Source organism: Streptomyces sennicomposti, assembly GCF_019890635.1.
GTDB lineage: Bacteria > Actinomycetota > Actinomycetes > Streptomycetales > Streptomycetaceae > Streptomyces > Streptomyces sennicomposti.
In genome coordinates this window covers 56,988-69,507 of the sequence record NZ_JAIOAB010000026.1, presented here as the reverse complement: position 1 = coordinate 69,507, position 12,520 = coordinate 56,988, and the positions used below count along the sequence as shown (strand labels likewise).

The 12,520-nt window shown below is 77.7% G+C and carries 8 protein-coding genes and 1 pseudogene; 1 reads left to right on the top strand and 8 read right to left on the bottom strand.

Annotated elements, in window-relative coordinates; translation table 11 throughout:
• Positions 1–405 precede the first annotated feature (405 nt).
• The 8 genes and pseudogenes from K7787_RS16830 to K7787_RS16795 all read right to left on the bottom strand — a co-directional run.
• Positions 406–1,044 (bottom strand): annotated as a pseudogene (locus K7787_RS16830) (YveK family protein); the annotation flags it as partial.
• A gap of 575 nt (positions 1,045–1,619) precedes the next feature.
• Positions 1,620–2,798: a glycosyltransferase gene (locus tag K7787_RS16825; protein WP_009188678.1), complete on the bottom strand. Its 1,179-nt coding sequence runs from the start codon at positions 2,796–2,798 to the stop codon at positions 1,620–1,622.
• On the bottom strand, positions 2,799–3,563 hold the full coding sequence (locus K7787_RS16820; RefSeq protein WP_223001903.1) for a polysaccharide deacetylase family protein: 765 nt from the start codon (positions 3,561–3,563) through the stop codon (positions 2,799–2,801).
• Positions 3,547–5,328: a murein biosynthesis integral membrane protein MurJ gene (gene murJ / locus K7787_RS16815; protein WP_372456651.1), complete on the bottom strand. Its 1,782-nt coding sequence runs from the start codon at positions 5,326–5,328 to the stop codon at positions 3,547–3,549. Before murJ ends, K7787_RS16820 begins: the two co-directional genes overlap by 17 nt.
• A 584-nt stretch (positions 5,329–5,912) precedes the next feature.
• Positions 5,913–7,319 carry an O-antigen ligase family protein gene (locus tag K7787_RS16810; RefSeq protein WP_223001902.1) on the bottom strand — a complete coding sequence of 469 codons (1,407 nt, stop codon included), beginning with the start codon at positions 7,317–7,319 and terminating at the stop codon, positions 5,913–5,915.
• 5 nt (positions 7,320–7,324) lie between these two features.
• Positions 7,325–8,758 (bottom strand): exopolysaccharide biosynthesis polyprenyl glycosylphosphotransferase, encoded by a 1,434-nt coding sequence (locus K7787_RS16805; RefSeq protein ID WP_223001901.1) that lies wholly within the window; start codon positions 8,756–8,758, stop codon positions 7,325–7,327.
• The gene (locus K7787_RS16800; protein WP_372456650.1) at positions 8,755–9,963 is read right to left on the bottom strand and encodes a glycosyltransferase; all 1,209 of its coding nucleotides are present in this window, start codon (positions 9,961–9,963) and stop codon (positions 8,755–8,757) included. The genes K7787_RS16805 and K7787_RS16800 overlap by 4 nt, the downstream gene beginning before the upstream one ends.
• 98 nt (positions 9,964–10,061) lie before the next feature.
• The gene (locus tag K7787_RS16795; protein ID WP_223001900.1) at positions 10,062–11,159 is read right to left on the bottom strand and encodes a DUF3344 domain-containing protein; all 1,098 of its coding nucleotides are present in this window, start codon (positions 11,157–11,159) and stop codon (positions 10,062–10,064) included.
• Positions 11,160–11,534: 375 nt separating this feature from the next.
• Here K7787_RS16795 and K7787_RS16790 point away from each other — a divergent pair, with 375 nt between their 5' ends.
• Positions 11,535–12,239 (top strand): hypothetical protein, encoded by a 705-nt coding sequence (locus K7787_RS16790; protein ID WP_223001899.1) that lies wholly within the window; start codon positions 11,535–11,537, stop codon positions 12,237–12,239.
• Positions 12,240–12,520 lie beyond the last annotated feature (281 nt).

Below are 12,520 nucleotides of genomic sequence, written 5' to 3'. Positions count from 1 at the left end.
CATGCCTGGATACGTCCCGGGCCCTGGACCTGGCCCCGGCCTTCGCCCCGGCCCCGTTTCCGGACTTCGCCCCGGCCCCGCTCCCGTACCCGGACCTGGCCTCGTACCCGGACCTGGCCTCGTACCCGGACCCGGCCTCGGCTCCGGATTCGGCCCTGGTTCCGGATTCGGCCCCGGCCCTGGCCTCGGACTCGGCTTCGGACCCGGCCTCGGACACGGCTCCCGTCCCGTGTCCGGACCCGGCCGCCGGGCGCACCGGCCTCACCGCTCTCCCCGCGTGTCGGCGGCGGCCGGGCCGGGCACCGCGGGAGCGGCTGGAGCAGGGGCGGTGGCGGAGACGGTACGGGCGAGGGCGGGCGCAGACCCGTCGCCGTCCGCGCCGTGCGCACCGGCCGCACCGGCGGCACCGTCCGTGCCGACCGCACCGGCCGGTCCGACCGCACCGGCCGGTCCGTCCGTGCCGTTCCGCCGGGGTCGGGCCAGCAGCGCCAGCCCGCACAGCAGGCCGCCCGCGCTGGCGCCCACCAGGGCGGTCACCCGCGTGGACGTGGAGGTCGGTTCGGTGGGCCGGACCGCCCGGGAGAACTGCACGAGCTGCACCTGGGTGCTGGCCTTGGCGGCGTTCGCCTGCGCGGCCAGCGCCCGGGCGACCGCGTTGGCCATGTCGGCGGCGCGCGCGGGCCGCGCCGAGGTGGCGGAGACGGCGACCATCGGGGCGTCCGGCGAGGTCTCCGCGCGCACGGCGCGCTGGAGCGTGCGCACCGGCACGCCCGCCTGCTGCTGCGCGCCCGCGAGCACCGCGGGCTGCGTGGCGACGCGGCCGTAGGCCTGCGCGAAACCGAGGGCGGAGTTCGCCTCGGCCTTCTTGGTGGGCACGGCGACGAGGTAGCTGGTGGCCGTGTACGCCGGCGGGGTCAGCCAGCCGTACGCCGCCCCGAACAGCCCCCCGGCGAGGGCCCCGGCCGCGAGCACGGACCAGGACGGCAACCGCCTGACCCGCGCGAGCGAGAACCGTGGCGACCGGCCCGAGCCGCCGCCCGGCATCGACGCACTGCCGGTACGCCCGCCCCGGACAGCCGTCGCAGCGACCTCACCCTGCGCGGCGGCGACCGCAGCACCCTCGCCCATGGCCGTCCCGCCTGTGGCCGTCCCGCCGGTGGCCGTCTCGCCGGTGGCCGTCTCGTCTTCGGCCGCCATCCCCTCAGCGCCGACCGTCTCGCCGCCGGACGCGCCGTCAGCCGCGGCGCCCGAGCCGGTCCCACTGCCGGGGACGACCTTGCCCTGGGCGCCGACCGTGGCGGCGGACTTGCCGCCGGACGCGCGTCCCGCGCCGGACGCGCCGTCAGGCGCGTCGCCGGTCGCGGGCTGGCCGGCAGGGGCCGCCGCAGCGGCCTCGCCCGTGGCCGTCCCGCTCTCGTCCGCCGTGCCCTGGGCGCCGACCGTGGCGGCGGGCTCGCCGCCGGACGCGCGACCCGCGCCGGCCGCGCCGTCAGCCGCGCCGGCCGCGCCGGACCTGCCCCCAGGGGCGGACGCCGCGGCGGGCTCGCTCCCAGCGGCGGCCGTCGCGCTGCGCGCGTTCTTCGCGGGGTCGGTCATGACGGGCTTGTTCTTCGTGGTGGTCATGACGGGGTTGCTCCCAGGGATGAGGGGGACGACGGGCTGGAGACGGCTGCCGCGTACACGTCCATCAGCCGGGCCGCGCTGCGGGCGATGCTGTAGCGGTGCGCGGCCTGCGGTGCGGTGCGCGGCCCCGGCCCCGCCGCGCGGGCCTCGGTGATCGCGCGGGCGTACGCCGCCGCGCCGCCGCGCACCTGGCGGGCGCCGGCCGCGGCCGGGCGCGGCAGGTCCTCGACGGCCGGGCAGGAGCCGTAGCGCACGGGCAGTCCGCAGGCCAGCGCCTCCACGACGGCGAGGCCGAAGGCCTCGTCCTCGGACGGGGCCGCGAGCAGGTCCATCGCACAGGTGAGCGAGGGCAGGTCGGGGCCGGGGGAGCCGTCGGGGAGGCCGGGGCGCTCGCCGGTGAACAGCACCCGCCCGGCGACCCCGGCCTCGTGGGCGGTGCGGCGCAGGACGTGCTCCTCGGGACCGCCGCCCACCAGCAGCAGCCAGCAGTCGTCCGGGAGCAGCGCGAGGGCGCGGATCAGGACGTCGAACCGCTTGCCCGGGGCCAGCCGCCCGACGCCGCCGACGACGTACGCGCCCGCCGGCAGGCCGAGGCGGCGGCGGGTGCGTTCGCGGCGCGCGGGGTCGAAGCGGAAGCGGTCGAGGTCGATGCCGTTGGGGATGACCTCGATGCGCGGCGCGGGCACGCCCCAGCGCTCCAGCCGGTCGGCGACCGTGGGGGAGACGGCGACCGTGGCCGAGCCCAGCCGTTCGCTGGCGAGGTACAGGGCGCGCACCCCCGCGGTGAGCCTGCGGCCCTCCATCTGCGTGTCGCCGAGGGAGTGTTCGGTGGCGACGACGGCCCGCACCCCGGCCAGGCGCGCGGCGAGCCGGCCGTAGACGCAGGCCCGGTAGAGGTGGGTGTGGACGAGGTCGTAGCGGCCGGTGCGGATCACCCGGACCAGGCGGGGCAGCGCGGCCAGGTCCCGGTTGCCGCGCATGCCGAGGTGGACGACGCGCACCCCGTCGGCGGTCAGGCCCTCGGCGACCGCGCCCGGCTGGGTGAGCGTCACCACGTCGCAGTCGACGGGCAGATGCCGCAGCAGCAGCCGCAACTGCTGCTCGGCGCCGCCGACGCCGAGGCCGGTGATGATGTGCAGGGCCCTGGCCGGGGCGGAGGGCGCGCTCGTGGTCATCTACAGCCCCTCCACCGGGCGTCGGCGCAGCCGGTGCAGCCGCAGTTTGAGGAACAGGCGCAGCGCCGTGTCGCTCTGCCCGACGTGGGCGCGCGGCAGGGCGTACGGGCCGGTCAGCGGGCCGGGGTCGATGGCGCAGGCGTAGGAGTAGCCGGCCTCCCGCACGGCCTCGGCGACGCGGGCGTCGACGGTGCCGTACGGGTAGCAGAAGCCGTCGGTGCGCACGCCGGTCAGCTCGGTGAGCCGGTCGCGGCTCTCGGCGACCTCGGCGCGCAGGGTGCGGTCGTCGGCGCGGGTCAGGTCGACGTGGGTCAGCCCGTGCGAGCCGATCTCGACGCCCTCGGCGGCGGCGTGCCGGATGCCGTCCGCGGCCAGCAACAGCTTGCGCGGGCCGAGCGGGTCCCAGGCGTTGTCGCCGCCGAGCCGGCCGGGCAGCACGAACAGGGTGGCGCGGCAGCCCCAGCGGCGCAGCAGCGGCAGGGCGTCGGTGACGAAGTCGGCGTACCCGTCGTCGAAGGTGAGCCCGACCAGACCGCGGGCCTCGCCGCGGGCCCGGGCGGCGAGCAGCTCGCCCATGGACACGCCGCGCAGCCCGCGCCGGCGCAGCCACGCCAGCTGCCGCTCCAGCCGTTCGGGGGTGACCGTGACGCGGTACGGGTCGTGCGAGCAGTCGCCCACCGAGTGGTACATCGCCACCCACGGGAACGGCCCCTGGCGGGGGACGGGCACGGCGCCCGGGACGGCGGAATCAACGGTTGCGGCCATGTGCGAGCCTTCGTGTGACGGTGCGTACGGAGCGCAGGGCGGATGTGCGGCCCTGGGGACCGCCCAGGGCGAGGGTGAGGGGGACGAAGACGGCGGTCACGGTCAGCAGGCCGGCCACCAGACCGGCCGGCGCGGAGTCCGGGCGGCTCGCGACGAACGCCCCGGCGACGGTGGCGACCACCGCGGCGCGCACCGGCCGGCTCAGCTCGGCCAGCACCTGCCGCAGATGGACGGACACGCCGTCGGCGGCGCGGCGGCCCTTGCGCAGACCGGTCAGGAGCAGGGCGGCGGTGACGGTGATGCCGAGGGCGTTGGCGGCGGCGATGCCGGCTACGCCGAACGGGCCCACGGCCGCGGCCCCGGTCCAGGAGGTGACGGCGATGCCCGCGGCCATCGCGGCGACCGGGTACCAGCGGGGCCGGCCGGCCGAGAAGTAGGAGCGGACCAGGGCGCCCACCAGGGTCTGGCCGAGCAGCCCGAGGGCGTACACGCGCATGACGGACGCCGTGGCGGCGGTGTCCGCGGCGGTGAACGCGCCGCGCTGGAAGAGCAGTTCGATCATCTGCGGGGCGCAGGCGATGACCGCGCACATGCCCAGCAGCACCAGCGCGGAGGCGAGCGCGATGTCCCGCTGGACGCGGGAGCGGGCGCGCTCGGTGTCGCCGTCGGCGAGGGCGCGCGCCACCACAGGGAAGGTGACGGTGCACAGCATCAGCGACAGCGTCATCGGGATCTGCGCGACCTTCTGCGCGTAGTTCAGGTGCGAGATGGCCCCGGCGGGCAGGGTGGAGGCGAGGAAACGCTCGACGAGGACCTGCGACTGGCGGCACAGCGCGAACAGCAGCACGGCGGCGACCAGGGCGAGCTGCATCGGCCGCCCCTCCGCGTCCGTCCCGCCCGGACGCGGCGCGGGTCTGCGGCTCGTCAGCTGCCGCCACAGCGACGGCAGTTGTACGGCGACCATCAGGCAGCCGCCGGCCGCGACGCCGACCGCCGCCGAGCGCACCCCCCAGGCGTCGCCGAGCAGGTACATCGCGGCGATGATGCCGGTGTTGTACGCCACGTAGATCGCCGCCGGCGCGAGGAAGCGGCGGTGGGCGCGCAGGGCCGCGCTGCAGTAGCCGGCCAGTCCGAACGCCAGGACGCAGGTCGCGGTGAGCCGGGTGCAGTCGGCGGCGAGGCGCGGGTCGGGCAGGCCGGGCGCGAGGGCGCGGACCAGCCAGGGCGCGCAGCCCGCCACCAGAGCGGCGACCGCCGCCAGGGCGAGGCACAGCCGGGGCAGGGTGTCGCCCACCAGCGCGCGCACCGGATCGCCCCCGGCGCCCTTGGCGCGGCGGGACAGCGCCATGCTGAACGCCGGGATCAGCACCAGCGCGAGGCCGTCCTCGATGAGCAGCGTGGAGGCGAACTCCGGGACGGTCCAGGCGACCAGGAAGGCGTCCGTGTCGCTGCCCGCGCCGAACAGCCGCGCCAGCGCCTGGTCGCGCACCAGGCCGAGCAGGGAACCGGCGACGGACAGCGACGCCGTGACGAGCGCGGCGCGCGCGAGAAACCCCCGCGACGCCGCCCCCGCCTCGCCCCCGCCGGAACCGCCCTTGCGTGCGGGCGGCACGGCGGGTTCGGCGCCGGGGGCGGGGAGGCCGGGCGAGGGGAGGTCGGGTGAGGTGGCGGTACCGGGCGCGGGCGCGGGTGCGGCGGACGAGGCCGGGCCGTGTGCGGCGGGCGAGCACCGGCCGGCTGCGGCTCCTGGCGGGTTCGGGGCCACGAGGTCGTCGGCGAACCCGAGATCGAGGGGCGCGGCTCCGGGCTTGGGCACTCCGGCCCCGGGCTCGGTCCCGCCTGCACCCGACTTGGGCCTGCGTGCACCCGGCTTGGGCCTGCCTGTGCCCGACTTGAGCCTCCCAGCGCCTGACTTGGACACCCTGGCACCCGGCTTGGGCATCCTGGCACCGGACTTGGACACCCTGGCGCCCGGCTTGGACATCCCGGCATCCGGCGTGGGTACCCCGGCTCCTGGCTTGGGCGCCCCGGCTCCCGGCTCGGCCACCCCGGCGCCTGGCCCGGTCGCCTCCGCGCCGGGCTTGGGTACGCCGACGCCTGGCCCGGTCGCTTCCGCGCCTGGCTTCGGCGCCCCGGCGCCCGGCTCGGCCACCCCGGCGCCTGGCCCGGTCGCTTCCGCGCCCGGCTTCGGCACCCCGGCTCCCGGCCTGGGAACCCCGGCACCCGGCTTGGGCACCCCAGCGCCCGGCCCGGTCGCTTCCGCGCCCGGCGTGGGCGCCCCGGTCACGGATTCAGCCGTCCCGGAGCCCGGACCCCGCGCGGGGTCCGGAACGGACGGAGGTCTCACGGTCATCGCGTCACCGCCTCCTCGGTACGGGTCGCAGTGAGTTCGCGCGGCGCGTGGCCGCCGGACAGGGCCCACCACGCCGTGAGGCCGAGGGCCAGTCCGGTCAGCAGGGTCGAGGGGCCGCCGATGTCGCCGTAGGCGAAGTCGGTCAGCAGCCAGACGATCAGCCCGCAGGCCACCAGCCCGCAGTCGAGCCCACCCCCGTCGGCACCCTCGTCACCGCGCCCGCCCCCTTCGGCACCCCCGTCACCACGGCCGCCGCCACCCCCGCCATCGCCGCCGTCGCGGACGCGCGGCAGCCGCCGTACGGCGCACACCAGCAGCGCCAGCCAGCCCCCGGCCAGCGCGACCAGCCCGACCAGGCCCTGTTCGCTCAGCAGCAGCAGGTACATGTTGTGCGGCGACAGCAGCGGCTGGCGCCGGTACGCCGCGCCCGCGCCCGCCACCTCGGCGCCCGAGGACAGCGCCACACTGGCGTTGCCGTCGCGGTACTCGGGGAAGCCCTTCAGCCCGACCCCGGTCACCGGGTGCCGGCGCCACATGCCGACGGCGGACGCCCACAGGGTGTACCGGTCGATCACCGACTGGTCGGGGGCGTCGGCGACCTGCGCGATGCTGCCGAGCCGCTGCTGCAACTGCGCCGAGCCCGCGCCGAACCCGCCCACCAGCACCACCCCCGCGGCGGCCACGGCGGCGGCCGTCACCAGCGCCCGGCGCGGCCCCGCCAGCACCAGCTGCACGGAGCACGCCAGCACGGTGGCGATCCACGCGCCCCGGCTGAAGGAGAACGCCAGCGGCGCCGACAGGACCAGCGCGCACCCGGCGGCGAGCGCCCGCTGCCGCAGCGGCGAGCGGCCCAGCGCGATCCCGACCGCGCAGACCAGGCCGAGCGCCACCGCCGTGGCCATGCCCATCACGTCCTGCGGCCCGAACGTGCCGACCGCCCGCACGTCCTCGCCCTGGTAGGAGGCCCCGGTCCGGGTGACGTACTGGTGCACCCCGACGGTCCCCTGGACCAGGGCGAGCCCCACGAACGACCAGGCCAGCAGCCGGAATCCGGACCGGTCGCGGACGAGCAGCAGCACCGCCGCCGGGACCAGCACGAAGATCTGGAGATAGCGGCCGAGCCCGGCGAGCCCGGCCGCCGCGGAGGAGGCGCCCATCGCGGCCAGCGCCAGGCCCACCACCGGCAGGCCGAGCAGCAGCGCCGCGGCCGGCGGCAGCGGACGCCGCCGCTCGCGCACCACCAGGACCAGGCAGTACAGCACCATCAGCGCGGAGAGCACGTCGGCGGGCTCCGCGCCGCCCGGCGACACGGGCAGGGCCAGCAGCGCGACCACGGCCACCGCCGCGGCGACCGGCGCCGGCGCGGCGGGGCGGCGCGGGAGCGCCGTCAGGGCGAGGCTCACGTCGCTCAGCTCCCCGTGGGACGGACCAGCGCCACGGCGGTGCGCAGCAGGATGCACACGTCCTGCCACAGGGACCAGTCGTCGATGTAGGCGTTGTCGAACCGGCTGCGGTCCTCGATCGAGGTGTCGCCGCGCAACCCGTTGACCTGGGCGAGCCCGGTCAGCCCGGCCCGCATCCGGTGCCGGGCCGCGTAACCGGGGTAGGCCTGGCTGAACTGGGCGACGAAGTAGGGGCGTTCGGGGCGCGGGCCGACCAGGCTCATGTCGCCGCGCAGCACGTTCCACAGCTGGAGCAGCTCGTCCAGCGAGGTGCGCCGCAGCATCCGGCAGAAGCGGCGCATCTCGTGCTCGTTCGCCACGCTCCACCGGGTCGCCGACTCGTGCTCGTCCACCGGGCGGTGGGTGCGGAACTTCAGCAGCGTGAACGGCCGGCCGTCGCGGCCGATGCGCTCCTGACGGAACACCACGCCCGGCCCGTCGCTGATCCGCAGCACCACCGCGCACACCAGCAGCAGCGGGCTGACCAGCGCCAGCAGCACCCCGGACACCAGCACGTCCAGCACCCGTTTGCCGACGCCCTCGCGGCGCGCCGGGGCCAGGTCCAGGAGCCGGCAGGGGAACCCGGCCAGCCGCTCGCCCGCCGCGTACGCGGGGCAGCCGGCGTCCAGCTCCCACACCCGGCAGCCCGACTCGGCCAGCGCCCGCAGCAGCGGCTCCTGCTCGGCGCGCGCCTCGGGCCCGAGGACCAGCACCGCGCGCACCCCGTTCTGGATGACCGCGCGCTTGACCTCCTCGCCGGTGGTCAGCACCGGCAGGCCCTCCGCGCCGTCCGGCTGCCCGGCGACGATCCCCACCGGCCGCGCCCCGCACCGCGGGTGGCGCAGCACGGCGGCGGCCACGCGCTGCGCGCCCGCCACCGGGCCGACGACCAGCGCCGGGTGCGGGTGGCGCAGCAGCGCGGCGCGCCGCCGCCCGTGCACGGCGCCGCGCAGCGCGCAGCACGCCACCGCCTGCACGACCAGGCCGGTCACCACGGTCCGCGGGGGCAGCGGGTGCCCGGGCCCGTACGCCGCGGCGAGCGCGGCCAGCGCCAGCCAGGCGACCGTGATCCGCCCCCATACGGCGGGCAGTTCCTCCAGCAGGCCCGGCGCGGGCCGCCGGGCGCCGCGCGGGCGCAGCAGCAGCGAGCAGGCGACCAGCAGGGCGACCAGCAGCGGCTGGCGCCGGCCCTCGGCCAGCGCCAAGGCGCCGGTCAGGGCGGCGACGCCGTCCGCGACGAGCAGCGCCGGCCGGGTGCCCGGCAGGGCCGGGCGGCGGACGGCGGGGAAGCGGAAGGCGGTGGCCGGGCCGCGCGGCGGCACGACCGAGACGGGGGTGAGCTGGCCGTCCCGTGGCTGCACACCGGGGGAGGGCACGGTATCGGTACGTTCGGCGGTCACGGGTGGTTCGACTCCCTGTGCTCGGTGGGCTGGGGACGCGGCGCCGTGCGGTCCGCCCCGGCGGCGCGTGCCGGGCCGAGCGGCCGGCCGGGCCCGGCGCGGTCACCCGCCCGCGGCGGGACCGGTCCCGGGCCGGCGGGCCGGGGGCCGAGCAGATCGCGGTAGACGCCCGCGACCGCCTCGGCGGTGTGCCGTACGTCGTGGGCGGCCAGCACGTGCCGCCGGGCCTCGGCGCCGAGCGCGGCGCGCAGGTCCGCGTCGAGCAGCAGCCCGGTCACCGCGCGGGCCAGCGCCGCCGGGTCCTCGGGCGGCGTCAGGCAGCGGTCGGCGCACTCCGGCGGCAGGCTCTCGCGGGCGCCGTCCACATCGGTGACCACCACCGGCCGCCCGCACGCCATCGCCTCCAGCGGCGCCAGCGCCATCCCCTCCCAGCGGGACGGCAGCACCACCAGATCGGCGGCCTGGTACCAGGGCCGTACGTCGGCGACGGCTCCAGCGAACAGCACGGACGGCGGCGCCCCGGCCCGCAGCCGGTCCCCGTCCGGCCCGTCGCCGACCAGCACCAGCCGGGCGCCGGGCACCGCGCGCACGACGGTCTCCCAGGCCCGCAGCAGGACGTCCTGCCCCTTCTGCCGGCACAGCCGCCCCACGCACACGGCGAGCGGCGCGGCCGGGCCGAGTCCGGTCACCGGCGCGAGGGCGGACCGTACGGCGGCGGCGGGCGCCGGGCGGAAGCGGGCGGTGTCGACGCCGTTGGCGACGACGGCCCACCGGCCGGCGATCCCGGCGCGTTCGCCGGTGGCGCGCTCGGCCTCGCTGACGCACACCGTCCGCGCCGCCCACCGCGCCCCCCACCGCTCCCAGTTCAGGGCGAGGGCCGCGGTGACGCCGCCGACCGCCTCGAACGACCAGGCGTGCGGCTGGAAGACGGTGGGGACCCGGCCGCGCACGGCGAGCCGCCCGGCCAGGCCCGCCTTCGCGCTGTGCGCGTGCACCAGGTCCGGGCGCACCTCGTCGATCAGCCGCGCCAGCCGCCGTACCTCCCCGGCGAGCGAGGGGCCGGGCGACCGGGTGGCGGGCCAGTGCCGTACGGGCACGCCGAGGGCCCGCAGCCGCTCGGGCAGCGGGCCGTCGGGGCAGGCGGCGACGACGTCCAGACCGTCCGCCGACTGCGCCTCGACCAGGTCCGTCACGACGCGCGCCACCCCGCCCTCCACCGGCTGGGCCAGGTGCAGGACGCGCGGCGGGCGGCCCGCAGGGGGCGCGCCCGCCGCACCCCCTGCGGCCGCGGGCTGCGGCGCGCTCACCGCCGGGCGTCGACGGCGGCGAACAGCACGCCGGCCCACGCCGCGTCGCGCTGCGAACGGAGCCGGAAGGTCGCCTGGTCGCCGGCGTCGCGCAGCAGCCCCGCGAGGTCGAACACATCGGAGTCGTAGCCGAGGGTGTTCCCGTACGCGGGCACCCGCGCGGTGGCGTCGCCGGGCTCGCTGATGGTGGAGTTCAGCACGTCGTCGGCCGGGTTGCCGGGCCCGGCGAGGTCGACGGGGGCCGCGTGACCGGCCGTCAGGGTGAGCGAGTCGCCGGTGGTGCCGCGGTCGCCGTTGTACGCGACGAGACCGACCCGCCCGCCCGCGCCCGCCGGGTAGCCGAGGTGGTTCAACCGCATCTCCTGCGCGCCGGAGCTCAGCGGCGCGAAGCCGTCCCACAGCGCGATGTCGCGCAGCGGCTCCGCCGGGTTCTCGTACGCCACCACCAGCGTCCAGCCGCCCCAGGCGCCGGCCCGGGACCGGCCGCCGGCCACGTTGACCTGCGCGACGGTGTACGGGCCCGGGCCGCTCTCGCGCACCAGCCCGGTCACGTCCGCCGAGGCCTGGAAGGCGTCCGCGCCGTCCGCGACCCGGTGCCCGACGACGGTGTCGGCGATCAGCTCCTTGTACGACCCGCCCGGCTCGGCGACCAGCACCCGCCCGTCGTCCTGCGGCGGTTTCTGCTCGCCCACGCGCAGGTTGCCGCCCCAGTACAGGCGCGCGTACGTCACCCGGGAGCCGGCCGGCAGCCGGGCCTCGGCGCGGGAGGAGTTGTAGGTGTTCGGGTCGTCGTCGACGTCGATGTACGACGTGTCGAAGTCGCCGTTCGTGCCCTGCTCGCCCGCCTGCGCGGCCGGGCACGAGGGGCCGCCCTGGCCGGGGGCCGGGCGGCAGGTGACGGAGGAGTTCGCCGCGCGCACGATGCCGCCGTGCTGGAGCGCGTGGTACCGCTCGGCGAACGCGATGCCGCCCGCCTCCGGCGCGGGCGGCGCGGCCGACGCGGCGGCGGGGGGTCCGCCGGGCAGCCACAGGGCGGTGAGGGCGAGGACGCCCACCGTGGCACGGCGCAGCAGCGGGCCCAGGGATTGGGGCATGACCGTCGATGCCTTTCGGAAGCGGGGGGCGGTGACAGCAGCGACATGCGTGCGATGCGTCCGCCGGGAGAGTTGCCTCGGGAGAGCCGCAACTCTAGTTGTCGGCAGGACAAACATGGTGAATCCGGGCATGTGTGTCGGAATGGTGAAACTTGCTGCCGCCGTGAACCACACCATCGGCCGAATCGGCGGGCATCCGGCGGTGGACGTCCCCCGCACGGGGCCGGACCGCACACCGCGACACACCGCCCCACCAGCGGCGACGCGGCAGCGGAGGGAAACGGGGGACAGCCAGAAAGCGCATGATCGGTTGCGGGCGCGCGAAGCCGCTCCCACGGTGGGCTCAAGATCAGTCGCCCGTCGAAAGGAATCCCCATGCGTTCCCTGCCCGCACGGCGCCTCGCCGCCGGAGCCCTGTGCGCCGCCCTTCTGACCGGGATCGCCGGCTCGGCCGCCATGGCCGCCGACCCGGTCCGCGAGGACCACCCCGTCGCGCCCCAGCTGCGGCAGCCCGCCGCGGACGCGCTGCGCGCGCAGGCCGGGAAGGTCCGCGGCAGCGCGGACGTGCTCACGCCGGTCACCGAGCTGCTGAACACCATCGCCAAGGCCGACAAGGGCCAGCTGACGGCCGCTCAGGCCCGGCAGGCCGGCGAGGCCGCCAAGCGCGCCGTCGCCGAGGCGGTCGGCAGGACCCCGGCCGGTTCGGCCGCCGCCCCGGCCGCCGGCTCGCCCGCCTCCGCCGCGGTGACGGGGCAGCGCGCCGCCGACCCGGTGAGCGACGCGCTGGCCGCCCTGGACAAGGCCATCGACGACCTCGTGCAGGCGGTCACCAACGGCGTCGGCGACGTCCAGGCGGTCGTCACCGACCTGCTGACCCAGGTGGCGGGCCTCGTCACCGGCCTGCTGACCGCCGTCGACGCCCCGGCCGACTCCGCCTCGGCGGCCCCGGCCGATTCCTCGGCGACGCCGTCGCCCACCGCCACCTCGTCCGCCTCGGCCTCCTCGTCGGAGCCCGTGACCTCGGCCGTGACGCTGCCCGCGATCTCGCTGCCGTCGTCGCTCCTGTCGCCGGCCTCGTGAGCGGCATACACGGACGCATAGCGCCGTACGGCGCGGTTCCCTCCGGCCGTGGCGCCGGCCTCCGGGTCGGCGCCACGGCCTTCGCCGTACGCGGCGGTCCCTCGCGGGTCTCCTCAGGGATGCCCCCAGGGGTGTCACCGGGGGGAGGTCTCTTCAGCGTCCCCGGCAACCGGTCATCCATAGATCTCATATGAGGACTCGCAATCTTCGGCGCCTCCGGTTTCCGGCCCGGCCCGGGCTCGTTAGGCAGGGCGAAAGACTCCCCCTCCGGCGACCTGCGT

What these genes read in the sequence shown, in the direction of transcription:
- K7787_RS16825 (WP_009188678.1), bottom strand. Translation starts at nt 2,798, where the DNA reads ATGACCACGAGCGCGCCCTCCGCCCCGGCCAGGGCCCTGCACATCATC.
- K7787_RS16820 (WP_223001903.1), bottom strand. Translation starts at nt 3,563, where the DNA reads ATGGCCGCAACCGTTGATTCCGCCGTCCCGGGCGCCGTGCCCGTCCCC.
- K7787_RS16795 (WP_223001900.1), bottom strand. Translation starts at nt 11,159, where the DNA reads ATGCCCCAATCCCTGGGCCCGCTGCTGCGCCGTGCCACGGTGGGCGTC.
- K7787_RS16790 (WP_223001899.1), top strand. Translation starts at nt 11,535, where the DNA reads ATGCGTTCCCTGCCCGCACGGCGCCTCGCCGCCGGAGCCCTGTGCGCC.